General features: G+C 45.1%; 17 protein-coding genes and 2 pseudogenes. 6 read left to right on the top strand and 13 right to left on the bottom strand.

From position 1 onward, the window contains the following. Positions 1 to 6: 6 nt before the first annotated feature. The 7 genes and pseudogenes from ACWJJX_RS05875 to ACWJJX_RS05845 form a co-directional block, all read right to left on the bottom strand. Positions 7 to 7038 (bottom strand): DNRLRE domain-containing protein, encoded by a 7032-nt coding sequence (locus tag ACWJJX_RS05875; RefSeq protein WP_454022821.1) that lies wholly within the window; start codon positions 7036 to 7038, stop codon positions 7 to 9. A 160-nt stretch (positions 7039 to 7198) separates the two neighbouring features. Beyond that, positions 7199 to 8263, bottom strand: a complete 1065-nt coding sequence (locus ACWJJX_RS05870; RefSeq protein ID WP_014306116.1) for a polysaccharide lyase family 1 protein — start codon at positions 8261 to 8263, stop codon at positions 7199 to 7201. Between the two features lie 141 nt (positions 8264 to 8404). Then, positions 8405 to 9316 carry a DMT family transporter gene (locus tag ACWJJX_RS05865; RefSeq protein ID WP_070082594.1) on the bottom strand — a complete coding sequence of 304 codons (912 nt, stop codon included), beginning with the start codon at positions 9314 to 9316 and terminating at the stop codon, positions 8405 to 8407. 148 nt (positions 9317 to 9464) lie between these two features. Further along, positions 9465 to 9911, bottom strand: a complete 447-nt coding sequence (locus ACWJJX_RS05860) for a universal stress protein (protein WP_039253283.1) — start codon at positions 9909 to 9911, stop codon at positions 9465 to 9467. An 81-nt stretch (positions 9912 to 9992) separates the two neighbouring features. Continuing rightward, a pseudogene (locus tag ACWJJX_RS05855) lies at positions 9993 to 10121 on the bottom strand (family 1 glycosylhydrolase); the annotation flags it as partial. Between the two features lie 93 nt (positions 10122 to 10214). Continuing rightward, positions 10215 to 10361, bottom strand: coding sequence for a hypothetical protein (locus tag ACWJJX_RS05850; protein ID WP_317461549.1), 147 nt, complete (start codon positions 10359 to 10361; stop codon positions 10215 to 10217). Positions 10362 to 10402: 41 nt separating this feature from the next. Next, the gene (locus ACWJJX_RS05845) at positions 10403 to 10582 is read right to left on the bottom strand and encodes a hypothetical protein (RefSeq protein ID WP_454022820.1); all 180 of its coding nucleotides are present in this window, start codon (positions 10580 to 10582) and stop codon (positions 10403 to 10405) included. Between the two features lie 293 nt (positions 10583 to 10875). Between ACWJJX_RS05845 and ACWJJX_RS05840 the strand changes: the two genes are divergently transcribed. Continuing rightward, positions 10876 to 11250, top strand: a complete 375-nt coding sequence (locus ACWJJX_RS05840) for a MerR family transcriptional regulator (protein WP_390892594.1) — start codon at positions 10876 to 10878, stop codon at positions 11248 to 11250. Positions 11251 to 11531: 281 nt separating this feature from the next. Here ACWJJX_RS05840 and ACWJJX_RS05835 read toward each other — a convergent pair whose 3' ends face one another. Continuing rightward, entirely contained in the window at positions 11532 to 11708 is a 177-nt protein-coding gene (locus ACWJJX_RS05835; protein WP_024085988.1) for a hypothetical protein, read from the bottom strand. Positions 11709 to 11841: 133 nt separating this feature from the next. Here ACWJJX_RS05835 and ACWJJX_RS05830 point away from each other — a divergent pair, with 133 nt between their 5' ends. Continuing rightward, positions 11842 to 12465: a hypothetical protein gene (locus ACWJJX_RS05830; protein WP_032875613.1), complete on the top strand. Its 624-nt coding sequence runs from the start codon at positions 11842 to 11844 to the stop codon at positions 12463 to 12465. Between the two features lie 44 nt (positions 12466 to 12509). Here the strand turns inward: ACWJJX_RS05830 and ACWJJX_RS05825 are convergent. Together ACWJJX_RS05825 and ACWJJX_RS05820 are read right to left on the bottom strand one after the other, a co-directional pair. Next, a pseudogene (locus tag ACWJJX_RS05825) lies at positions 12510 to 13335 on the bottom strand (protein rep); the annotation flags it as partial. Positions 13336 to 13868: 533 nt separating this feature from the next. Further along, positions 13869 to 14279: a very short patch repair endonuclease gene (locus ACWJJX_RS05820; protein WP_032875610.1), complete on the bottom strand. Its 411-nt coding sequence runs from the start codon at positions 14277 to 14279 to the stop codon at positions 13869 to 13871. Positions 14280 to 14448: 169 nt separating this feature from the next. Between ACWJJX_RS05820 and ACWJJX_RS05815 the strand changes: the two genes are divergently transcribed. Further along, positions 14449 to 15555, top strand: coding sequence for a DNA cytosine methyltransferase (locus ACWJJX_RS05815; protein WP_454022819.1), 1107 nt, complete (start codon positions 14449 to 14451; stop codon positions 15553 to 15555). A 126-nt stretch (positions 15556 to 15681) separates the two neighbouring features. Here ACWJJX_RS05815 and ACWJJX_RS05810 read toward each other — a convergent pair whose 3' ends face one another. The 3 genes from ACWJJX_RS05810 to ACWJJX_RS05800 form a co-directional block, all read right to left on the bottom strand. Beyond that, the gene (locus ACWJJX_RS05810; protein WP_044052779.1) at positions 15682 to 17688 is read right to left on the bottom strand and encodes a Z1 domain-containing protein; all 2007 of its coding nucleotides are present in this window, start codon (positions 17686 to 17688) and stop codon (positions 15682 to 15684) included. A 12-nt stretch (positions 17689 to 17700) separates the two neighbouring features. Next, positions 17701 to 18612: a restriction endonuclease PLD domain-containing protein gene (locus ACWJJX_RS05805; RefSeq protein WP_454022950.1), complete on the bottom strand. Its 912-nt coding sequence runs from the start codon at positions 18610 to 18612 to the stop codon at positions 17701 to 17703. A 169-nt stretch (positions 18613 to 18781) separates the two neighbouring features. Then, the gene (locus ACWJJX_RS05800; protein WP_454022818.1) at positions 18782 to 20188 is read right to left on the bottom strand and encodes a glycoside hydrolase family 43 protein; all 1407 of its coding nucleotides are present in this window, start codon (positions 20186 to 20188) and stop codon (positions 18782 to 18784) included. 241 nt (positions 20189 to 20429) lie between these two features. On the opposite strand from ACWJJX_RS05800, the gene hutP reads away from it, so the two are divergent. The 3 genes from hutP to hutU all read left to right on the top strand — a co-directional run bounded on the left by hutP (position 20430) and on the right by hutU (position 24188). Next, the gene (gene hutP / locus ACWJJX_RS05795) at positions 20430 to 20876 is read left to right on the top strand and encodes a hut operon transcriptional regulator HutP (RefSeq protein ID WP_004393292.1); all 447 of its coding nucleotides are present in this window, start codon (positions 20430 to 20432) and stop codon (positions 20874 to 20876) included. Positions 20877 to 20988: 112 nt separating this feature from the next. After that, positions 20989 to 22527 (top strand): histidine ammonia-lyase, encoded by a 1539-nt coding sequence (gene hutH, locus ACWJJX_RS05790; protein ID WP_077723050.1) that lies wholly within the window; start codon positions 20989 to 20991, stop codon positions 22525 to 22527. Beyond that, positions 22524 to 24188, top strand: coding sequence for a urocanate hydratase (gene hutU, locus ACWJJX_RS05785; RefSeq protein ID WP_229154612.1), 1665 nt, complete (start codon positions 22524 to 22526; stop codon positions 24186 to 24188). The genes hutH and hutU overlap by 4 nt, the downstream gene beginning before the upstream one ends.

Here is a 24188-nt window from a genome sequence, read left to right as displayed (position 1 = left end):
TCCTTATTATCCTCTATATTTCCATCGGGTATTTTTATTTTTTCTTCCTTTACCATAACCATCATGAAAATGCTGTAACCTATGATTTCTTATTACTTGTAAATCAGAATGCTTGTAGCTCGCACCTTTTCTTGCCTCGTAACCACGTTTGTGAGCTAGTTCATACCCTTTTGGAACACGTATCGATTTTCTGTTTTTGTATTTCTTATGTCTAATTTCATTTTTTATCCACCCTCTAACATGCCTAGGCTGTTTATGATCCTTTAATAAAGATTTTAACTTAGCTTGTTTTCCTTGTCTGCCTGCTGTTTTTGCAAACCTATAAACCCTTTTAGCACCCTTAAATAACTTCCCAGGACCAAAGTTCGAAGCCGCTGCCCAGGCTGCACCTCTCCATCCTTTACCTGATTTATATGCCTTATATCCATCATAGGCTGCAAATCCGGCATTTACCACAAGCCACACCCAATGCCCATCCGGATCGACGTTCATGACTGGGTTGTTGTTTCCGTATGCATATCCATTCTGATCTAAGGAATCCCCATCGCTGCCCGGGTCTGGGTCGAGTGATAAGAATACGCCGTTTCTTGGTTCGTAGTAGCGGGCCATGAGATAGTACAAGCCGGTTTCTTCGTCGTATTGGTAGCCTGCGTAGCGGTAGCGGTTGTCTTTTACTTCTTCGCTTGCTTCGGTTTTTGTCGGATTTCCCCACGCATCGTACTGATATTTGGCAACGGCTTTTCCGGTGCTGTCTGAGATCGCGATGACGTCACCGTGTGCGTTGTAGTGATAGAAATATTTCTTGCCGTTCTCTGTATAGGATAACAGCTGGCCGCTGTCACCGTACGTGTATGATTTTGTGACGTTGTTGTCGGCGTCTGTTTCATACAGAACGTTCAAGCTGTCTCCGTCGTAGAAGTAGTTCGTAACTTTTCCGTTGACGGTTTTTTGGATTCTGTTTCCTTTTTCATCGTATTTGTATGTTGCGAACGGCTTGTCTTCGCCTTTTTTCGTGACGGCGGTCAGGTTGTCTTCCGCGTCCCACGTATATGTGTATTTGCCGTCGGATGTGCGGTTGCCGTTTTTATCGTAGGACAGGTCTTCGTCATTCACCTTCGTCAGCTGGTTCATGATGTTGAAGGATGCGTTGACTGATTTGCTTGCGCCGTCCTTTGTGGTGGTGACGTTTGTCCGGTTGCCGAAGCCGTCGTACGTATATTGAATGACGGTGCCGTCTTCATGAGTTTCTTTGACGAGCTGGTTGAGCTTGCCGTATTCGTACTGCACCTTTCCGCCCGCTGAGCTGTCGATGACCGTGCGGTTGCCGTTGGCGTCGTATTCATAGCTTTCCCGGAAGATGCTGCCGCCGTTTTTCGCTCCGATATGAAGAGAGCTGACGAGATTCCGCTCATCATACGAGAAGCTCGTGCCGACTTCATTTCCGCTGATGAATGTCTGGACATTGCCGTTTTCATCATAATCAAATGTATAGGCTGAAGTGCCGTCTTTCATTTCAATCATTTGATCAAGTTTGTTGTACGTAAAGCTGTTTGTTCCTTTTTGGCCGCCGTGGCTCCATGAGAAAGTTTTCAGCTTATCCGAATCAGCCGGATACGTCCAGCTTTGGCTGCCGCCGCGGTCGGTTAATTCGGTCAGGCGGTTTTTGTTGTCAAAGGTGCGTTTTTTCGTTGTATTTTGTTCTTTGTTTGTGACTGACGTTTCATTGCCGTTTTTGTCATAGGTAAAGTTGTATTTTTCAGTGCCGTTATACGCTTTTGACTTAACCCGGTCGGTGCCGTCATAGGTCAGCGACACTTCATTGCCGTTGGCGGAAACGGTTTTCGTCAGGTTGCTGTTGGCGTCATATTCACTCTTCAGTACATTGCCGAGCGGGTCGGTTGTTTTGACGAGCTTGCCCATGACGTCATATTCATATTGATAGGTCTGGTCTGCGCCGGCCCGAATCGTTTTTGTCAGCTCATTTCCTTCCTTGTCATAGCTGTGAAGGATGGATGTGCCGTTTGACAGGGTCAGCTTTGTCAGCTGGTCGGCCTGATCGTATTCGTAGGCGGTTGTTTCGCCTTTCGCGTCGGTTTCAGACATTTTCTTGCCAGTCTCGTCATATGAAGCAGTGCTTGCATACCCTAGTTCGTCTTCTTCTTTTGTGACGTAGTTTCCTTTTTCGTCATAGGTATTTTTCGTCAGGATGCTTCCTTCGATTAAACGGATGTCATCAAACCACGCCGTTCCCGTGGCGCTTTTTTGGAACAGAATGCTGAGTTCGATTTTATTGATCGGCTTTGTTTTCGGAATGACTGCCGCCGCCCGGTTCCATTCCTGTGTCCCCTGCGGGAATTTGGCGGTGTAGACGCCCGTCGTGCCGTCCGCATAAGTGACGTCAGCCTGAAGCGCGTAATCATTGTCGTTCGTTAATTTTACGCCGTCAGCCTTGGACATCCCTGTCAGCGTGATATATACCGGCTTATCGTCCGCGCTTTGACCTAGCGTAACGGTTTGTTTTGCGGCCGCATTGGCTTGTGATGCATTTGTGCGGGACGCTTTTAATGAGCTGTCATCATCGAAGCCTTCATCAAGGTCAGCGGCGGCTCCGCTTGTGCTCCAGCCATCTGTTTTGGCCGTGAAACTGCTGTTTTGCACCGGGTTATAGCTTGAAGAGACTTCGCCTTTTTCCAGCTGAACCTGATCAAACCACGCTTTTCCTTTGCCGTCCTTGTCGTTATGATCCACTTCCATATAGACGATGGCTTTTCCTGCATTGGCCGGTGTTGTAAAGGTGATCTGCCGTTTCGTCCAGTCATTCTTTCCGGCTAATGCGCCTGATTCATTGTGAATCCATTGAATGCGTTTTTGGTCTTTGTCACGCAGATCAATGTTGAAATACGCTCTCGCCTTTGTCAGATCCGTTTTGATCTGGCCGCTGAGTGTATACGTCGTATTCGGCTCAAGCTGCACTTCCTGCGTTGCGGACGCATGGCCGTGCTCTGTTCCGGCTGAAGCGGATTGTGAGGTGATCTCCAGTGCTTTTTGTCCGGACAGCGCGCCGCTTCTTGCTTTTACAGACGCGATGCTTCCGCTGTCTCTCGTAGCGGTGAGATTCCAGCCCAGCTTTGTTGCTTCAAAGCTGCCGTCTTTCAGCAGGCTTGCCGAAGCTGCCAGCTCTTTGCTTGATTGAATGAGATTACCGTATTTGTCGTACACGGCGGCGGATGAGGATTTTCCGCTTTGATCCGTTTCAGAAACGGCATCAAGTCCGTCGTACGCAATATCAGTGATGTTCCCCTCGGTATCCTTCATTTTCGTTACGTCATTGTTTTTGTTGTACTGATACGTTTCGGTGCCGTAGTTGTCTTTTACGGCTGTGACGTTGCCGTCTTTATCATATTGATAGCTTTCTGTCGCTTTGCCCGCATCCGCGTCGTTCGGATCGGTGTCCTGAATGACGTTGTTGCCTTCGTATACAGTGTTGGTCGTGATTTTCAGCCCTTCGGCATCATCGATCATCTGAATCGGGTTGCCCGCCTCATTATAGCCGTACTGCACTTTGCGGCCGTTCGGCTGCGTCATGAGCAGCGTTTTTTTGTCCGCGTCATAGCTGTAGTCATACGTTTCTTTTTTCGCATTGACGGCTTTGGTCAGACGGTGGCCGCTGTATTGGTATTCAGTGAACAGCGGTTTGTCACCCGTGCTGTTTGCGGAATACTGCTTGACGAGGCGCCCTTCGGCATCATAGTCGTAGCTTGTGACGCTGCCGTCAGTATCCGTCACCTTTTTAAGAAGATCTTTGTCATATGAATACGAAATCTTTTTGTTTTTCGGTCCTGTTAAAGATGTGACATGGCCGTTTTCATCATAGGTAAATGTCAGCTTGCGCCCTGATGCGTCTGTTATGGCGGTCAGCTGATTGCTGTCGTTATATTCGTATACGGTTGTGTTGTTGTGTCCGTCAACGACTTTTTGAAGCTTGCCGCCTTTTTTGCTGAAATAAGCGTTCGTCTGATCCTTTGTTTTTAATACAAATTGGTCGCTTGTTTCCGTCAATTCGAGATAAACGCCCGTCGGCGGCTGATACGTGCCGTCAGATTTTTTCGTGAAGACATGTGTTGTCGCGTCCTCATCAATATAAACGGCTCTGCCGTCTTCAGAAAGGATCGACGTTTCCGCATCGGCATACCAGCCTTGGCCGAACATATGGTCAGAGCTGTCAAGGCTGTTGAAGGTCCGGGAGAGTCCGAGCCCCGGTCCGCGTCCGTCGATTGACATATCTTCTTCATTGACGATGACATTTCCCGTCGCGCCGTTCAGCTGTCCGTCCGGAATGTCGATAATAGACCAGAATTCTTCCGTTCCGAGAAATTCCGCACCTTCATGGAAAACAGGGTTAAAAGGTGCCGTCGGTATACTGTCACCATTTGCGTCATAGGCGGTCAGCGTAAAGGAATAGTTCTTCTTCCCTTTGTAATTGCCGTTTGCGTTTTCGTAAACAGGTGAAGGGTCAAGTGCCAGTTCGCCGCCCTTTCCGTCCGTGTGAAGCTGGAATCTTCCCGCTTTCACTTCATCGGCTGACGGCCAGATGTGTTTGTTTTGGGTCGTCCAATGATCGGTATCCCCGATATCGAATGATTGATAGTCTTTTCCGTTGTAGATGTTGATTTTGTAGCCTTTGGCGTTTTTGACTTTATCCCATATGAGATTGACATAACCCGTTTGGCTCGATTTCGTGTTCGTATAGACGTAGCCTGTCAGATTTTTCGGCTTTGCGATATCAGGCAGCGCCGGACTTGATTCCGGTGAGGCGATCGCTTCTCCGTCTTTGTTATAGGCAATGACTTTAAATCCGTAGGTTTTCCGATTCGCATCTCCGCCGGAGTTTTTATAAACGGGGCCCGGGTTAATCGGCAATTCCGCGCCTTTTTTGTCTTTCAGGTGAAGCGCATATTTTCCGGCGCTGATTTCCGCCTTTGTCGGCCAGATGTTTTGATTTTTTGTGGACCAGGATGTTTTATTTCCGAGGTCAAGCGTTTCAAAGCTTTTGCCGTTAAAGACTTGCATTTTATACCCGGCTGCGCCTGATACGGCTTTCCAGGAAAGATCAAACCAGCCTGTGGCGTTGTTGTTATTAAAGCCTTTCGTGCTTGGTTTCTGAACTCTGCCAATATTCGGAATGACGGGCTTGGCGGCCGCAGACATGGCGCCTTCTCCCTGGTCAAACACCGCGCTGACCGCGACCCAGTAATTTTTACTTGCCGGATAGCTGCCGCCGGAGTTTTTATAGACCGGCGAAGGATTAAGCGCTAATTCGTTTCCGCCTTTTCCGTCTGTATGCAGCTTATATTTGCCGGAGTCGATTTCCGCTTTTGTCGGCCAGATGTTTTTTCCTTTTGTGCTCCAAGAGGTTGCATTGCCGACAGAAATGGCTTGATATTCTTTCCCGTTATAAAGCCACACTTTATAGCTTTTGGCGCCTTCAGCTTTTTTCCAGCTGATATTGAAAAATCCTGTCGAATCTCCGTTATGATACGCTTTGACAGACGGCGTGTCCGCCTTCGGAATCGTGTATGTCACTTCAATGTATGGTTTTTTAGCAGAGTTTGCTGATGACATCAGCTTCTTCCAATATTCTTTTCCGTTTCCGTTTGTGTGAAGCTTAAAGCCGTAATTGGCGCCGCCGCTGTTCCACGACTTGACTGCGGATGTGACATCGAAGCTTGCCCATTGGCCTTTATAGACCTCGGCTTTGCCGATGTTTTTGGAGCCCGGCTTGTTTTTCCACGTGATCTTGGCATTGTCGTAATTGCTGTTTACGGTGTCGAGCCAAAGCCCCGTCGCCTTTGATCCGTAATAGGAGTGGGCTGTGTATGCTTTAAGCGTCGCTTTTGTCACCGTCATGTTTTTGATCGGCTTTAGATTATCAAACTTCATAAATGCGTAGTTCGTTCCAGTTGTGCCGTCATAATAACCTGTTTTCAGCACGTACGCTTTCAATCCGGCGTCCCATTTCTGCGACGCGGCAGAGTAGTTTGTCGTCGGGTACGCACTCATGACAAAGGTATCGGATGACACGGATACTGATGTGGAAGGATCAATAGATACCGGATAAACCCGCTTTGGATCTTTCAGCCATTTTTCATCGGCTGTTACCTGCAGCAAGTAGCCTTCGCTGTTTTTTTCAAGCTTGAAGCTGACATCTTCTGACCTGCTGACTTCACCTGACTTTTCATCGAGATCTGAGTCGGTCATAAAAGGCTTCGGCACGGTGTAGACGACATTGTCTTTGTCATCAGAAAACGCGATCGAGCCGTCTTCCTGTTCTTTAGCCTGAAGGTCGGTTTTGATTTGAAAGGTGAAGGAATTGTAGCCTTCATATTTGTGAAGCACAAGGTCTTCTTTTATGTTTTCGTTAAATGTGTAGGTTTGTAAATCAATAGCAGGAAACACTTGCTGATACGTAAGCTCGTTGCTGTCTTCCTTCACTTTTGCTGAGGCATCTGTCGGAGTGATTGCAGCCTGATCGGGGCCTTTTGCGCCGGTTAATGAGTATGTGAGCTTATGATCACCGTGTTCAAATGTAGCGTATAATCCGTTTTTCATTTGCTTCAGAAAATCGGAGTTCAGCACTGTATTTTCCGTCTCGACATCCTTTGAGCCGGTTTTCAATTCAGGAGAAATGTCTTCCCAGTCCGCATTGGCGGTTTCTTTCGTATGAATGGGGTCTGTGTAGATTTCCTGTTTGTATACACCCTCGCCCTCATAATAAAGTTTTGAATTCTCAGTTCTTTCAGACGTGATCTCACCGTCTTGATTGATATCTTTTTGATCAAATGGCATCTGCTCGGATACTTTTTCCGCCGGAAGATCTTTTTCCGGGTCTGCTGCCGGAATGGCGGCGGTTTTCGCTTGATCTTGTTTTTCACGCGTTTCTGCCGCAAATACATCGGCAGGCGCAATGGAAATCATAAGCGTTGCCGCAAGAGTGCCGGCCAGCCATTTTTTCCACTTGTTCTTTTTTCCTATTTTCATAGGTTCTCCTCCTTCTTTTGTAATATAGGCTTAACAATAGTAATATTATTGAAATTGTTTATCAATATTTCCCTAGGTATTTAAGGTTATTTTAAGGATTATAGGAATTTTGAACCTTTTATTCATATAAAAAACCGCCGGGTGCCGGCGGTTTTTCGTATTATGGATAGCGAAGATTTGTATTTTGTGCTCCCGCGTAGGATTGGGCGAAGTTTTTGGCGTCCTGGGCTGAAAGCGTGCCGTAGCTGTAATTTGATCTCGGATTCCAGCCGGTGCGCGGTGATTTCGGGGCTTTGAGCGACGGGAATGAACCGATGTCAGTGAATTGGGCCGTCCCGTAATCGTCTATCATTCCGCCTTTTTCATTTCCGTTACCGAAATAGTTGGCTTCTGAGAAGACAGTCGCGTTTGTGTGAATGGTGAATCCTAAATTGAAATTGGTCACATAGTTGTTTTTCGCGTGAAAATAGCCGTATCTCATCAGGCCCGGTGAACGCACATAGACGTTATTAAAATAGTTGTTGGTGATCGTCATATGCGGATAGCCGATATAATTGCGTCCTTCGTTATCATCATTCGGATAACCGAGAATCAGGCCGTACAGATGGTCTGTGAATTTAGAGTTAGACAGCGTCACAAAATCCGCTTTGGCGCCGACATACAGAAGCTTTCCCAAATCGCTGTGGCTGTTCGGATTGTAGCTGTGTCCTTCAAACCACACGTGGTCAATCCAGTAATTCTGTCCGTTCGCTATGTACATCGGAATGTCGTTGTTGCCTGTAATGGCGGCATTATGGCTGATAATGAGATTTTTGAAAATCACATTGTTTGAGCCGGAGCCGGTGGTCAGATAGATGTTGGTCAGCCTGTGGCTGGTATAAGAGCCGACGATGGTTTTATTGGCGCCGACTGTCACAACGGCTTTACCCGGGGAAGAAATATCACTTGTGATGACGATGGTTTTGCGGTCCGTTCCGCCCGCATTGTTTTTCAGATCATTGAGATTGCTGACGTAGACGACGGGGCCGCCCTGGCCTCCCGATACGGCGGATTTTGCTTTTCCGTTATGATCCTTCGCATTGCCAGCGAATCCGGTAAGTCCCTGCATCACATCCGGATAAGCCGCTGCCGCTTCTGCCTGCTTGGATGCGGAACATACGATGGCCAGACAAAGCGCAAAGCCGAGTGCAGCCAAGAAAGCGAGATGACGCGTCTTCTTTTTCATGCCCTTCACTCCTTTAATCTCTTAAATTGTAAACACATGAAGTATTATACAATTACTATCCTCTTTTTCCATGATCTGTTTGTCTGCTTTTTCGTTATGGCTGAAAAGCCCCAAAATAAAAAAAGCAGCCGATACGGCCGCCTATATACGGGTGCTGTCTGCCTGAGTTTCCGCCGGCACGGCTTTTTGCTTTCGAATCAAGGACAGCGCCATCCCCGCAAAAATCATCACAATCCCCAAAGATTGATAAAGGTCGGGGCGAAATCCCGTAAATACGGTGTCAAGCACAATCGCCACCGCCGGATCAAGAAATACGATGATTGAAATAAACCGGGTGGATAAAAACCGCAAGCTGTCAAAAAAGAGCAAATACACAATTCCCGTATGAATGATACCGGTTGACACAATCATGATCCAGTTCACATGCGACAAATCAGAAAAAGCGCCGAAACGGACGAACGGGAGAAGAATGATAACGCCCAACCCGGTCTGCAAACAGGTGACCGCATATGGGCTGAGACTGTTGATACCTTTCCCGGCCAGTGTCGTAAAGGCGTAAAAAAGGGCGGCCAGCACGGCCCAAATAATACCCGATCCCATCAGCTGAGAAAATGATGTACTTCCGTTGATGCCGGAAATCAGGGCGGTGCCCAGAAAACAAATCACGATGGAAGTGACGGACACAATATGCAGTTTCTCCCGGTATATAAGGCTCCCTAGAAGAAGGACGAGAACCGGAGCCAGATGATAAACGGAAATCGCTATCGTCACTGATGTCTCCTCAAATGATTTAAATAAAAACACCCAGTTCAGCACGAGAAAAAATCCGCAGGCCAGTGTCTGCAGCACCTCACGCCGGTTCCATTGTTCGGTGCGGTACCGTCCGGAACCAAACCAGCAAACGCCCAGAAACAATGAGGCGCACAGACATCTCACAAAGACCAGTTCAATTGAAGGCACATTCGTATGTTCCGAGAAAAAGCCGATTGATCCGAAAATGACCATGGAAATGACCATTTTGATGACGGCATTTGATGTTTGTTCAGCTTGCATTGATTCGCTTCCCCCATATCATTGACTGTTTATTCAGACAAATACTAACAGCCATTTTACTTGATTCAGAGGAAGATTTCATCCTATTTTTCGAAAGACGGCGGTCTTTTCTCATTTAAAAAAACCCCGCATCAGCAGGGTCTTCTGTTTAATGAACGATCAGTACAGGACAAGGAGACAATTGTGAGACCTTATGGCTCACGCTTCCGAGCATCATTTCTTTAAATCCGCTGATTCCGCGGCTTCCGACGACAATCAGATTGAAATGCTGTTCTTTCGCTATGTTTAAAATTTGATGCGCAGGTTCGCCTTGGACGTACAGGCTTTCCGCATTTACCCCGCTTTCAGCCGCTTTCTGCTTGGCCTCTTCCAGAATGGCCGCTCCTTTTTGCTCGACTTCATGTTTGATGTCTTCAATGAAGTTTTCCGGAACATAGACAATCCCTGTTAAGGCTGATGTGGAGACAACGGCTTCACGTCCCGCATAGAGAATGGTGAGTTCAGCCTGCTGTTCTTTCGCCAGATGGATCGCTGCGTCCAAAGCTTTGCTGCTCATGTCTGAACCGTCTACTGCTGCAAGAATTTTTTTAAACATATGAATCCCGCCTTTCTGCTTTTATTGTCCTCCTCTCTTTGCTGAATGTCAATTTTGCCGGCTTTCTCCGGAACATTGCGCTTACAGACTTTCTCCGTTTGTGGCGATGACGTCTTTATACCAATAAAAACTTTTCTTTTTCTTTCTTTCAAACGTGCCTTTTCCGTCATTGCCGCGGTCGACATAGATATAGCCGTAGCGTTTTTTCATTCTAAAAGGGTCCGGGTGGCGCTGAGTGAGTCAACTCCTTAATCCTCCCTACGGTCCGGTTACCGTTGACTCACGCCCTATTCGCTTGCTTCCCTAAAATCCTTTAATAACGCAATTCAAAAAAATAATTAACACAACAATCGCAGTAACAACCACTGCTTCTACAGTGTAGGTCACTTTTTTCCTTCGCATTTGCTCTTTATATTTTCTTTGGATTTCCCTCTTCTTATCACCATTCATTTTTTCGGCTCCTTCCCAACCCCTCGAAAACTTCACATCCCTTATTTTGAACTACCGGAATAAGACAGCTCTAGCGCTTTTCGTATGTATTCTTCTTCTGTGATTTCTCCATGAAACCGCCTTTCTAAGAGCTTTTCCTCTTCTTCCGTCAGCACTATGCCCTCAAAGCCAAGGGTTGCTCTTACATATTTCATCCCTGTTTCAAAATCAATCTCTTGCATTACTACCCCCTCCTCTTTATCAAAAGGCCCTGCGGGTCATTTTCGCCAGTACGCCCCAATTTATTTGGTGCGTATAACTGGGCACTCCGTGACCGCTCCTAAATTCCAAAACAAACTCAAACACAAAAGAACCCAGTCAGTCCCCTGTCATGACTGGATTTTTCCTCTCGTTTAGGTATGCAGCGCCTTTTAAAATGCACCCTTTTCAAAACAACTCAAATCATAATAAAGGGTGCAACACTTAAAGGTGTCTGACCTCGCCATAGCGAACCTATTTTACGAGGTGATTCGTGATGGATATGGGAGTCAAATTATCGTCCAAGGACGTCGCAAAACACCTCGGTATAGAGCCGGTGACTGTCCGCAAGTATGCCAGTATGCTTGAAGAACAAGGCTACTCGTTCAATAAAGATTCGAAAGGATGGCGACTCTATACCGAAGATGACGTAAAGACTTTAGAGTATCTATGTACAATGACTAAGATCAATGGACACTCACTCGACGAAACGGTAAAGCATATAGCAAGCCTGTATCGTTCAAAACTGACCATATCGGATACCGCTACATCGCTACAGGACAATCCTTTGGTGGAATTCATGAAGCGACAGGCAAGAATTCAACCAAAGAATGGCGGAACGGATGGAACAATTCGAAAAAAGACAGCATGAAAGACACGAGACACTCACTGCGGCATTACGGAAGTCGCTAGAGACACAAAGAATGATCGCAGCCACTAAACAAAAAAAGTAGTGGCAATTTTGGAAATAGAACACACGGAAAATGGCGCACTTATACACACCACCCTGTGTACATGCTAAATCTCTCGATTTCCGTCAGGCGTGTTACAAAAAAGGAGACTTTCACCGAGTCCACTTTTTTATTTTTTCACTCATGCATAACAATTTTCTCTCTTTTGCACCGCAATAAAAAAACAGGCCTGAAGGCCTGCTTAATCTATTTTAGCTTTTTTCCATGTACTCCTAACAATTCCCATGATCACTATGTATACAATCGCAATACCAACAGTTACACCCTCAATTTTTGTAAAAAAGCTATTCAAAATTATTAATAAAAACGCTAGTACTGACGCAAACCAGTGTATAGATTCATATTTTTTGTCACTCATTGCTGATCCCCTCACTCTTTCTGTTAAACACTTTATATACCTAAATCCATCATGACACAATTTCCACTATGGAATCAAGTGGTAAAATGGTTTATAATTTACAAGGTATTTTCAAGTAAAAAAGGGGGATAATATGAAATTTGTTCTAAAGTACAGAAGTAAAATTATTTTGGCAGTTGTTTCAGTGTTTTTATTTTCAATCCTTGGAACGACAGCCGCTGAAGCCGCTGAATCACCGAATAATCAATCATTAGTTCGAGACACTAATCTCGAAAAAGAATTTTCAAGTTTGCTTTCTAGTCAAAAAGCATTATACGCAATTGAAAACATACCTGACTCAGTGGTCAACCAAGGTTCTGATGCAATTTTAGATTGGTTCAGAAATAACATCGATGATCAATCGCTAATCAATGATATGAACGCCGCTGCAACTGAGCTTCATCAATCGGACAAACCATTCAAGACTCAAGGTGTCCTAGGTTGTATAAGTGCTGTTGGTACCGCACTTGCCAGCCTAGCTTTCGCTCCTGCAAAATTGTTAAAGATCAAAAAGGCAATAAAAGCCTTGGGTGGAGTAAAGACATTCGTCACTAAAACATATCAGTACTACAATTATTACAAGAAAAAATATCGCAGTAAAAAAACCGCTTGGAACAAAGCAGTCTCCAAAGCAGCTTCAAAAGCCAGCCCTGAAATAAAAGAGGCGATAATGGACTTCTTTGGCATTACGGCCATCGTTTCTGCTTGTATTGAATAACGGTTCCACAAAGTAAGAGAGCAAGCCACATGGCCTGCTCCCTTTCACTTGATTATGTAATTTTTGATGCCGGGATGCCAATAAGCCATGACCTCAAAAGCGCTGTTTGCCACCTCATCGTCTTCCTCATCAATCTTAACCAGATCGCCGTCTTCCGCATCTTCAAGGTTCAGATCTCAGATCTTTATGTATCTCCTATCTCCTTCAAAATGCCGCCGTACCCGATCAGCCTTCGCGCAGAAAGCGCATCATCCAAGTAAAACACAGTATTTAAGTTATCATCCGTCACCTTGCTGCCACGCACCACATCCGTGTCCTTAACAGGATATTTAGAAATTTCGAGAACTGCTTTTTGCTCCATCATGGCTTCCCGCACATCGCTCTCAATTTGCTCAGCATCAATTTTAGCTCTTCCCTTGACTCTTCGAATGTCAACAATCGGCGTATAGTCCAGTTTCATCGCCCTTTTCCAAAGACTTGTCCATTCTGCCTGCTTGATATAATTTTTGCCAAAATAACTTCTCTTCACAGGCAATAACACATGAAAATGCGGATGATATGTATCTTCTTCATGATTTTTAGTAATCTCTAAAGCTCTAAAGCTCTAAAATAGCCAAGTACCGCTGTATCGACCCTTTTGTATTTCATGAGACGATTAAACCCTTTCATCATGTCAGAAATCTTAGACTTCAGCTCTTCTCCTGCTACATTTCTGACAGTCAGCGTGAGAAAAATCCACCCGCAACCGTACTGCCGGTTAGCTTCTTCCACAATTAATTTATTATGATAAGCAATTTTTAACGACCGGCGCCACGCACACATAGGGCATAACCTCACTTTGCAAAAATGGGCTTGATACAGCTTCAGTTTGTCCCCTGCTTTACCATATGGAAATCCATCTTGATCTCCTGTCCCATATCGCACCTCATCTCTTCTCTTTTTGTTTTCGGATCTCATTCTCAATAGATCGTATTCTGTGCTGAAGTGTATGCACGTCACCCTCTTTTCATTAATGCGTTCAATTATCCCGTTCACCTGGTCCTTTTTGATATCAGCCCAGGCATGTGCCATATCTTCGCGACACTCTTCAAAGGCCTTTGCATGGCTCCCTTTCCACGTATGCGGGGATAAATGAGGCTGACTGATCAAATGGTTGATATCTGCAAACTCATGTTTTAAATTTGTTATTTCATGTCTGACTTGTTTCAAGGCATGAATGTGCTCTTGTTTTATAGCAAAGTCGGCTCTTGCCGAATGTAATGCGTTCATCTCTGCTAGTATAAGTAAACACCTCGCTTGTAAATTTTGGGCATTATAGACTATTTTCATGTTACACTATGGGTTTATTAGGATGAATAGGAAAAAGCAATTGTTTATCACCGGAAAAATTTATAATCAGTTATTTACATATTCGTTTTTATAAAAGTTTCTATCTCATCTATTGTTCTTTCAAAATTCTCTTTAAAAGCATGTTCCCAAACCCTTAATATATGCCAGCCATGTTTTATATAGTAGGAAGTAACCTTTTGATCTCTTTCCTTATTCCGCTTCAGTTTTTTCTCCCAATACACTTTGTTGCTTTTTGGCTGATTTCCGTGAGAGCTGCATCCGTGCCAAAAGCAAGAATCAACAAAGATAACAATTTTGTATTTTTTAATAGCTATATCTGGCTTACCAAAAAGAGATGAAACATTTCTTCTGAATCGCAGCCCCCTGTTCCATAAGGCTGCGGATACTTTATCTTCTAATTTTGATTTTGCTTTAATCGCCTGCATATTCTTTCTTCTTTGTTCTTTTGTATGAGTGTCAGCCATACGATTCCCCTCCCGATTTGTAAAAGTTTTCCCTCAATGAAAACATTTAAATCTTCTATTAAAACAAAAGTTTTCTCCTTTTAAATTCGCGAAACAAACGTTCTCTTTTTAGCGTTAAGATGTGTTATAGTTTATAATGTGTATGAGATCAACTAATGGAGGTTTTTATATGATCTTCCGAAAAGGAGAATTGTTCAGCGGACCAGGAGGACTGTCTTTAGGAATTACAAGCGCCCGTGTCGTTGACAGTTCCGGTAATGAATACAGCATAAAACATGAGTGGTCTAATGATTATGACGAATCTGCATGTAAAACATACAGAAGAAATATCTGCAAAAATATTGATGACCCGTCAGTAATTGAGGGTCCTGTGCAAGAATTGGATATAGAAAGCCTCCCTCCTATAGATGCATTAGCCTTTGGATTCCCTTGCAATGATTACAGTATAGTTGGAGAACATAAAGGAATGAGCGGCGATTACGGCCCTCTCTACTCATATGGTGTAAAGGTGCTCAATTATCATAACCCAAAATTTTTCATTGCTGAAAATGTGGGCGGTCTGCAAAGTGCAAATGAAGGTAAAGCTTTTATTCAGATATTGAGGGAACTGGGAGAAGCGGGGATGGGTTATACAATCACTCCTCACTTATATAAATTTGAGGAATACGGCGTACCGCAAAAAAGACACCGTATTATTATAGTAGGTATCAGAAAAGACCATAATTTAGAATTTAAAATTCCTGCTCCTACTACTCCAACTCAGTATGTTACTGCATACGACGCACTCAATAATCCGCCTATTCTTGATTTTACTGAAAATCATGAGCCTACGAAACATAATCAAAAAACTATTGAGATGCTGAACTATATTCCTCCCGGAAAGAACGCCTGGTATGAGGGCATTCCGGAAGAATTACGACTTAAAGTGAAAGGTGCCCGAATGAGTCAGATTTATAAACGTCTTCATCCGGATGAACCATCTTATACGGTGACTGGAAGCGGCGGCGGCGGCACTCACGTGTACCATTGGGAAGAGCCCCGCGCCTTAACAAATAGAGAACGGGCACGCCTGCAAACCTTTCCTGATCATTTTGTATTTGAAGGAAAGAAAGAAAAGGTAAGACAGCAAATCGGCATGGCTGTCCCTCCAAAAGCTGCTCAAATTATTGCAGAAGCGATACTAAAAACGTTTGCTGGAATTGAATATGACTCCATTGAGCCAAAATGGACTTTTAAAGAGTTAGTTAAAGAGGAAAAAGTTCCATTTCTCATCTAAAATACATCGTTACTTGCAAATGACAACATTTGCAAGTTTTTCATTTGTTTAAAAATAAAAAAGAGACTGACCCCCTTTTAATCTATATTCGATCGTTAAGATCAGTCCCGTCCTTTTATAGTAATTTTAATCGTTCGGTATGTCATTAGTTGAAAACATAAAATAGGTATTTCCATCTGGGAACCTTAAATTAGGCACCCATAAAGGTGTATCATCAGACCACCCTTTATTCGCAGATCCAGTGTACTTATACATAATTAAAGTCGGACCATGCGGATTAAATAATAAATTATCATCCGATGATAGCATTGTTCTGGCATTCTTTTTTATGTCTCTGTTTCTGCGTACGGCAATATAGCCGCGGTTATTATACATCTCTTTCATATTTTTCAAACAAGCTAAAATTGCTTCATCATCCCAGCTACCGCCCTCAATATTCTTAGACTTAGTTAGATTGACGATTTCTATCAATCTTTGAATCGTTATCATTTCCAGCCCTTGTTCATCTTTATAATCTTCTAATAACTGATCTAACAAACCCACATTACTTACCAATGGATTTCTGGGAAAATAGCGTTTTCCTGACATATAAAATAATACAGAATCCAGATAGATAACATTCGATCTTGTCGGCCTGAGCAAAGAGTGTTTTGTCCTTGACAGAACTAATGCTTGAAGGTCACTAGAATCAGCCTTATTAATTACTGTTCTTAATCTTTTTTCAGAAAGATAGGCTTCTGTAAAAATCTCAGCTATTGAGTACGATGTGAAAAATCTTAACACACCTAAATCTCGTTCTCTATAACCATACATTCTGGCATGTTGAAGAATTGTATCAACTTTGGGCGCTTGGCTGGAACGTCCATAATAAGTAACTAATAACCTTTTAACTGTTACTCCCCTGCCTAATTTATTTCCTCCTATTAGAATATTGAATGGGGAACTGTATCTAGGTTTTTTAAAATGACTCCCCGAAATAATTAATTGTGACTGCGTGCTGGTTATGTTATCAGCTAGCTCCGCTATAACTAATTCAAATGAAGGCGTCCTGCTGTTAGTTTGCAGCAAATCTTGATAAGCTTCATTTAAATAAGTATATACAATATTTTTTTCTGTTTCATGGTTCTCTTCGTGCAAAGCCTTAGATAGACTTGTAATAAAACCATTAACCATCGTCTCTAACCTTCGATGGTCGTCCTGTTTATGACTGACATGACAAAGAAATGTATAATTTGTCCCTTCTCCATTGCAAATTTTAATTGAAGCTCCAATAAAAAAAGTGCATAGAGCTTGTCTTAAACCGGTAGGGATAGCGAGCCCCTTTGTATGGGGAGCAATATCTGATTCTTCGTTCATTATGTCATCAATCTCTGAGTCTGCAAATGTCTTGAGAGCACCAGCACCTTCTTCAAAGAACGCTTCTCCCCCTATATAACCTGCGCCGGGACTGAATTTCACAATAAAATCCGGTCGGAATTCTTGGTTTGCGCCTTGTAATAACAGTGCTTGAGGCGTAGCGGTTACTTGAACGTAGACATGATTGTTAAAAAAATCTCTAAGGTTAACAATAGCAGCACTTACTTCACTTAATTTATCCTGCACTTCAGTATTGGCAAACGTATTTAAGCTTGCTTGATCTGCTTCATCATCAAATATAACTGATCTTGTATTCCGGGGTATGTGCTCTTTAATAAACTCCTGCATTTTAGGTAATATTTTTTTATTCTTAGTGGTAACTAAAACAACTCCTCCGTTATGGTTTAACGCTGTTTGAATTCTAGAGGTCATTGATTCAATTCCCCAAGAATCCTTTCCAAGAGTAAGTAACCCGGGGAGCGCTTCTTGAACACGCTCTAAGGTCTGGTCATACAACCACAGGTTGTCAGATGTCAGTATGATAAATAAACGATGGCCATTATCCGAGGCTTGAGCAATTGTCATCAACATATTATTTGTTTTACCGCTTTGTACTTGTCCAAACAGTAAACCTTGACGGGTTTCATTATTAGGAAACCCTATCTTTTCATTCATTTCTTCAGCTGTTTTTTTTATCTTATTGATTTCCTTTTCTGCTAATTCTCTCTTTAAGACTCTGCTGAACTTCTCAACCTTACTTATTCCAGATCGAATCATTATATTTCTCCCTTAGCTAAAATCCATAAAATAAGTTTCATTATTTATTTTATATATGGTGACATGATGTCTCCCGTACCTATCTAAATCTTCAACCCTAACAAAACTGCCTAATGGTACGTTGAGTCTTTTTCTGAAATATTTTCCCAGTATGCTATTATCCTCTGGTGTCTCAAGAGCTTTATTGTTTTCTTGCGCTACTACACATGTAAAACTCTCTCCGTCATCTGTTATCAAATTGAATTGCATTTTCTTATCTGGAAAAAAGTCAGTTGTATAAACTTCTTTAGGAATAGGGATATAGGCTTGATTCGATTCTCTATCCGGACGCTGTCCCCAATTCAATCCTGATTTTTGATGAATCTTCCTTCTATCACTTTTAATAGTTAACGGAAAATCAAAATGTTTATATTCTTTTTCTTTTACTATTTTCCCTAACCCAGACCCTTCTTGTTCTGAACTTCTCAAATCAGACTGATATGTAAATGTAATATACTCTTCAATATTGGGATGCTTAAAATCTATATACTCCCCAATATCATTGAAAATATTTCCTATTTCTATTGAGTCAGCCTCTGCCATTATTTCGCTATAATTAGCATAGCCATTTCTAGTAAAATTTGCAGATCCAACAAAAGCTAGTTCTGATGCAAATAATCCCTCCTGCTCCCAATAAATAATTTTAGAGTGGACAGGTCTCTCTCCATAAAAATAATTTACACTTAATCTATTAGTTTCACTCGCCATTTTTAAGTATTCTTTGTGATCCCATACTGTTATTGGCTGATATTTAGTCATACCGATGTACATTTCAATTTCAATTTCATTAAGTCTATATAGTACATGATGTAAAAAAGCAGGGGAAGCATAAGCAGTAATCACTTTTAGCTTTCTTCTTCCTTTGTTATATGGATTTAGTATAATATTATTAAATAAACGATCTTTATATACAAGAATAGAACTTCCCTCCTATTTTAAAAAACATTATTCAAGGACTAAAGTTTAAGAATTAGATTTGCGTTAATTGCATATACATACTTATTATATCTCTTTTGGATAAAACTAGTCTAGTACTTGTAAATGCATTACAAAGTTACTTCACTCCCCAAACAGCCTCCCCATCACCGCTCAGCACACTAAACGTCACAACTTCCTTCTCCCTCGCTGAGTCCCATTCTTTCAGGAAGACGCCGTCATAATTTGTGCCGTTCAGGTTGATTCGGGCTTTGCTGCTGTCGGTTATTGTCCAGGTTCCGGTCATTTCCCCGGAAATGGTGCCGTCGTTGTTAAGCCGGATGGTTTTTGGGGTTTTGATCGTAGCTGTAATGTCTTTTCCGTGCTGGATGAGTTTGTAGGCTCCGGATGCGGCGGCTGCCGATATGTGTGTATCCGGTTCTTCCGCGTAGCGGTACGGCGCTGCAACGGGCCATCCGTCTTTGTTCATGTACAGCCGATGCACTCTGACTTCGTGCTCTTCTCCTCTGTTCGGGAAACGGGTGTGGAAAATGAGGTATGATCGTTTCGTTTTCCCGTCGTAAAACACGGAGTTGTGTCCCGGTGAAACGTAGCCCGTGCCTTTTTCAGATTGTGAGGCGAAGCTGTAGCCGCCCATGAGTTTGACCCCGTACGGTTCAATTGCTTTGTCATCGAAGAAACTGCCGTCTTTTCCTTTGGCGTCAAGCATGTTATGGCCTGCGGCGTCATAGTACGGACCGTCCGGATTTTTAGAGCGCGCCACACGCATATTGTAGCCGCCGGCTGTGTCAAGTCCGCCGAATGACAGATACAGATAGTAATATTTCGTTTCCGGATTGTAGCTGATGTACGGGCCTTCGATTCTGCTGTGATTTCCGCCGAGCAGTTTTTTTCCGTAGCCTTGGTTCGGGAGCGGGAAACCGGTTTTCGGATTCATTTCCAGTATAAAAATCCCCCCGGAGTAAGAGCCGTACACCATCCAGAGCTTGCCTTTATGGTCAAAAAACGTTTGCGGATCTACGACGTTCGGGTGAACGTTTGCATGATACGTCGTGCCGTCTTCGCTTTTTCCTTCCATGCCTGATTTCAAAAAGATGCCTTTGTTTTTGTAGGGTCCTTCAATTTTGTCACTCACGGCGACACCGAGAGCGGATCGCGGCGAGTCTCCTTTACAGGCGTTATAGTACAGGTAATATTTCCCGTCAGCCAGCTGAGCCACATCCGGCGCCCACAGCGTATCAGACTGGGCCCAGTCGAATGTCTCTTTTAATTCGGTGTAGACGTTCGGGATCAGGGGATTATTGGGATTGACGCTTGAAGACAGTTGCTGCCACTGCATCAGGTTTTTCGACTTGGCGGAAGCCAAATGCGAGCCGAATACATAGTATGTATCGCTTGTTTTAATGACGGACGGATCATGCACGCTGACCTCTGAAAAAACGGGATGCTGGGCTTTTGCCTGCGGCAGAGTGAACCCGATAATCGCTGCTGAGACCAGGCACACACGAAAGAAACTGGTTTTCATTTTCTGAAATCTCCTCGCTCTCTTCTTTTCTTAAAACGCTTTCAAGACAACGCTCCATTTTATGACGCGGATGGCGGAAATATGTGATCAACAGCGCCGGCTTCCCGATGTACCGCTTTAATACAATAGCAATCTGATTTGTGAAAGACTGGAAAAAAAGTTTTGACTTCTGATTCGCAAACACTTAATATAAAAAACAGTTACTAGTTATCAGAATATTTAAGAATTGAGTGAAGCATATATGACCTTACACAAAGACCGCCGCATCGGGCGATTGTCCGTCCTTCTTCTGCTTCATGAGACTGAAGAAAACCAGCAGATCAGCCGGCTGGAACGGGACGGCTGGAAAGTCTGTCTCGGCAGGGTGGGTTCAATGGATGCGCATAAGGTGGTAGCCGCAATTGAAACCGCTTCCAAAAAGAGCGGCGTCATTCAATCTGAGGGTTATCGCGAATCACATGCGCTGTATCATGCCACAATGGAAGCTTTGCACGGAGTGACGCGGGGCGAAATGCTGCTTGGCTCGCTGCTTCGTACCGTGGGCCTGAAGTTTGCCGTCTTGCGGGGAAATCCGTATGAAAGCGAGGCGGAAGGCGATTGGATCGCCGTTTCACTTTACGGCACGATCGGAGCTCCGATTAAGGGGCTTGAGCACGAAACATTCGGAGTCGGAATTAATCACATATGAATCAGCCCATAGATTTCAGATGATAGGGGGCTATGCGTGAAATATCATTTTCATGGCATAGCTCCTTTTTGTATGGGCGCTTTACCAAAGTAAAGAAAAAGGGGTTGAAATGATGGTAACGTTAGACGGTTCCTCACTGACAACCGCAGATGCCCAGCGTGTGCTGTTTGATTTTGAAGAGGTTCAGGCATCTGCCGAAAGCATGGAACGTGTGAAAAAAAGCAGGGCGGCGGTTGAACGGATCGTTCAAGAAGAGAAGACCATTTACGGGATTACGACGGGGTTCGGCAAGTTCAGCGATGTGCTGATTCAAAAAGAAGACGCCGCGGATCTGCAGCTGAATCTGATTCTTTCTCACGCGTGCGGCGTCGGTGATCCGTTTCCGGAATCTGTATCGCGGGCCATGCTGCTTTTGCGCGCCAATGCCCTGCTGAAAGGCTTTTCCGGCGTGCGGACTGAGCTGATTGATCAACTGCTCGCGTATCTCAATCATCGCATTCACCCGGTCATCCCGCAGCAAGGGTCACTGGGGGCGAGCGGAGATTTGGCGCCGCTTTCTCATCTTGCACTGGCGCTTATCGGGCAAGGCGAAGTCTTTTACGAAGGGGCCCGGATGCCGGCAGCTCATGCTTTAGAAAAGACAAACCTTCAGCCGGCCGTCCTGACCTCTAAAGAAGGGCTCGCGCTGATCAACGGAACGCAGGCCATGACCGCGATGGGACTGATCGCTTACCTCGAGGCCGAAAAGCTGGCCTATCAGTCGGAACGGATCGCGAGCTTAACGATCGAAGGCCTTCAGGGCATTATCGATGCGTTCGACGAGGACATTCATGCCGCCCGCGGATATCAGGAACAGATGGATGTCGCAGAGCGAATCCGCTATTACTTGTCAGACAGCAAGCTGACGACCGTCCAAGGGGAGCTGCGTGTCCAGGACGCCTATTCGATCCGCTGTATCCCTCAGGTCCACGGAGCATCATGGCAGACATTAGCGTATGTAAAAGAAAAATTAGAAATTGAGATGAATGCCGCGACAGATAACCCGCTCATTTTCGAAGACGGCGCCAAAATCATCTCAGGCGGAAACTTTCACGGACAGCCGATCGCCTTTGCCATGGATTTTCTCAAAGTGGCGGCGGCCGAGCTTGCGAATATTTCTGAACGCCGTATTGAACGGCTTGTGAATCCGCAGCTGAATGACCTGCCGCCCTTTCTGAGCCCTCAGCCCGGCTTACAATCCGGAGCGATGATCATGCAATATGCGGCGGCCTCCCTCGTGTCAGAAAATAAAACCCTGGCCCATCCCGCCAGTGTCGATTCCATTCCTTCATCGGCAAACCAGGAGGATCACGTCAGCATGGGAACCATCGCCTCAAGGCACGCCTACCAGATCATCGCGAATACGAGACGGGTGCTTGCCGTTGAAGCCATTTGCGCGCTGCAGGCTGTGGAATACCGGGGTGCGGAACATTGCGCCTCGTACACAAAACAGCTCTATCTCGAAATGAGAAACATCGTGCCGTCCATACAAGAAGACCGCGTGTTTTCTTATGACATCGAGCATCTGAGTGACTGGCTGAAGAAGGAGTCTTTTCTGCCGAATGAGCATCACCGAAAACTGATGACCAATGAAGGGGGACTTACAAGATGACTGATGTAAAGAAATCAATCCGCGCCGGCCGCGGCACCGAACTTGAATGCTTAGGATGGGAGCAGGAAGCCGTGCTCCGCATGCTCCGAAACAACCTTGACCCGGAGGTTGCCGAAAAGCCGGAGGATCTGATCGTATACGGCGGCATAGGCAAGGCCGCGCGAAACTGGGAAGCTTTTCACGCGATTGAGCGCTCCCTCAAAACGTTAAAAGATGATGAAACACTGCTGATCCAATCCGGAAAACCGGTCGGACTGTTCCGCACGCACAGCCGCGCGCCCCGCGTCCTGCTGGCTAATTCGGTTCTCGTGCCGAAATGGGCGGATTGGGAGCATTTCCATGACCTTGAGAAAAAAGGACTGATGATGTACGGGCAAATGACCGCCGGCAGCTGGATCTATATCGGTTCACAAGGTATTTTGCAAGGCACCTATGAAACCTTTGCGGAGCTTGCGAGACAGCATTTCGGCGGCAGTCTGAAAGGAACCCTTACGCTGACGGCCGGACTTGGCGGAATGGGAGGCGCCCAGCCGCTGTCCGTCACGATGAATGATGGCGTCGTCATCGCCGTTGAAGCGGATGAAACACGGATTGATAAACGGATGGAAACAAACTATTGCGACCGGAAAACCGCATCAATTGACGAAGCGCTGCGCTGGGCCGAAACAGCCAGACAAGCCGGAGAACCTTTATCGATCGGCCTTCTCGGCAATGCGGCAGAGGTGCATCATGAGCTTTTGAACCGCGGTGTCCATATTGACATCGTGACCGATCAGACTTCCGCTCACGACCCGCTGATCGGCTATATTCCGGCAGGATACTCACTTGAGGAGGCCGACCGCCTGCGCCGGGATCAGCCTGATTTATACGTAAGGCTTTCCAAGCAGAGTATGAAAAAGCATGTGGAAGCCATGCTCGCCTTCAAGAAAAAAGGTGCCGTCGTCTTTGATTACGGCAACAATATCCGCCAAGCTGCCAAAGATGAGGGGCTCGCCGATGCTTTTGATTTTCCGGGATTCGTTCCCGCCTACATCCGGCCTTTATTTTGTGAAGGAAAAGGGCCGTTCCGCTGGGCTGCGCTGTCCGGTGACCCTGAAGATATATACCGCACGGACGCTTTATTAAAAGAGCTGTTTCCAGAAAATCAAGCCCTCCACCGCTGGATTGACATGGCGCAGAAAAAAGTCACGTTCCAAGGCCTGCCGTCCCGTATTTGCTGGCTCGGCTACGGTGAACGGGAAAAGATGGGGCTCGCCATCAATGAATTGGTCAGAAACGGCGAGCTGAAAGCCCCGATCGTCATCGGAAGAGACCATTTAGACTGCGGATCTGTCGCCTCTCCGAATCGGGAAACAGAAGCGATGAAAGACGGAAGCGACGCGGTCGGCGATTGGGCGGTGCTGAACGCGCTGATCAACACGGCCTCAGGCGCAAGCTGGGTTTCTTTTCACCACGGCGGGGGCGTCGGCATGGGGTATTCCCTTCACGCGGGAATGGTCGCGGTCGCTGACGGCAGCATCCTTGCGGAACAACGGCTTTCCCGCGTTCTGACAAGCGATCCGGGTATGGGCATCATCCGCCATGCGGACGCAGGTTATGAAAAAGCGGTTCAAGTCGCCGAGGAACAAGACATTATAATACCGATGAAAAAGGAGCGGTAA

The sequence above is a fragment of the Bacillus sp. YH3-2-B2 genome, assembly GCF_053663335.1.
The sequence above is the reverse complement of the archived record's forward strand: the minus strand, read 5'-3'. Positions and strand labels throughout refer to the sequence as shown.

Coding starts and splice junctions, on each gene's coding strand:
- ACWJJX_RS05875 (WP_454022821.1), bottom strand. CDS start 7,038: ATGAAAATAGGAAAAAAGAACAAGTGGAAAAAATGGCTGGCCGGCACT.
- ACWJJX_RS05870 (WP_014306116.1), bottom strand. CDS start 8,263: ATGAAAAAGAAGACGCGTCATCTCGCTTTCTTGGCTGCACTCGGCTTT.
- ACWJJX_RS05865 (WP_070082594.1), bottom strand. CDS start 9,316: ATGCAAGCTGAACAAACATCAAATGCCGTCATCAAAATGGTCATTTCC.
- ACWJJX_RS05860 (WP_039253283.1), bottom strand. CDS start 9,911: ATGTTTAAAAAAATTCTTGCAGCAGTAGACGGTTCAGACATGAGCAGC.
- ACWJJX_RS05850 (WP_317461549.1), bottom strand. CDS start 10,361: ATGAATGGTGATAAGAAGAGGGAAATCCAAAGAAAATATAAAGAGCAA.
- ACWJJX_RS05845 (WP_454022820.1), bottom strand. CDS start 10,582: ATGCAAGAGATTGATTTTGAAACAGGGATGAAATATGTAAGAGCAACC.
- ACWJJX_RS05840 (WP_390892594.1), top strand. CDS start 10,876: ATGGATATGGGAGTCAAATTATCGTCCAAGGACGTCGCAAAACACCTC.
- ACWJJX_RS05835 (WP_024085988.1), bottom strand. CDS start 11,708: ATGAGTGACAAAAAATATGAATCTATACACTGGTTTGCGTCAGTACTA.
- ACWJJX_RS05830 (WP_032875613.1), top strand. CDS start 11,842: ATGAAATTTGTTCTAAAGTACAGAAGTAAAATTATTTTGGCAGTTGTT.
- ACWJJX_RS05820 (WP_032875610.1), bottom strand. CDS start 14,279: ATGGCTGACACTCATACAAAAGAACAAAGAAGAAAGAATATGCAGGCG.
- ACWJJX_RS05815 (WP_454022819.1), top strand. CDS start 14,449: ATGATCTTCCGAAAAGGAGAATTGTTCAGCGGACCAGGAGGACTGTCT.
- ACWJJX_RS05810 (WP_044052779.1), bottom strand. CDS start 17,688: ATGATTCGATCTGGAATAAGTAAGGTTGAGAAGTTCAGCAGAGTCTTA.
- ACWJJX_RS05800 (WP_454022818.1), bottom strand. CDS start 20,188: ATGAAAACCAGTTTCTTTCGTGTGTGCCTGGTCTCAGCAGCGATTATC.
- hutP (WP_004393292.1), top strand. CDS start 20,430: ATGACCTTACACAAAGACCGCCGCATCGGGCGATTGTCCGTCCTTCTT.
- hutH (WP_077723050.1), top strand. CDS start 20,989: ATGGTAACGTTAGACGGTTCCTCACTGACAACCGCAGATGCCCAGCGT.
- hutU (WP_229154612.1), top strand. CDS start 22,524: ATGACTGATGTAAAGAAATCAATCCGCGCCGGCCGCGGCACCGAACTT.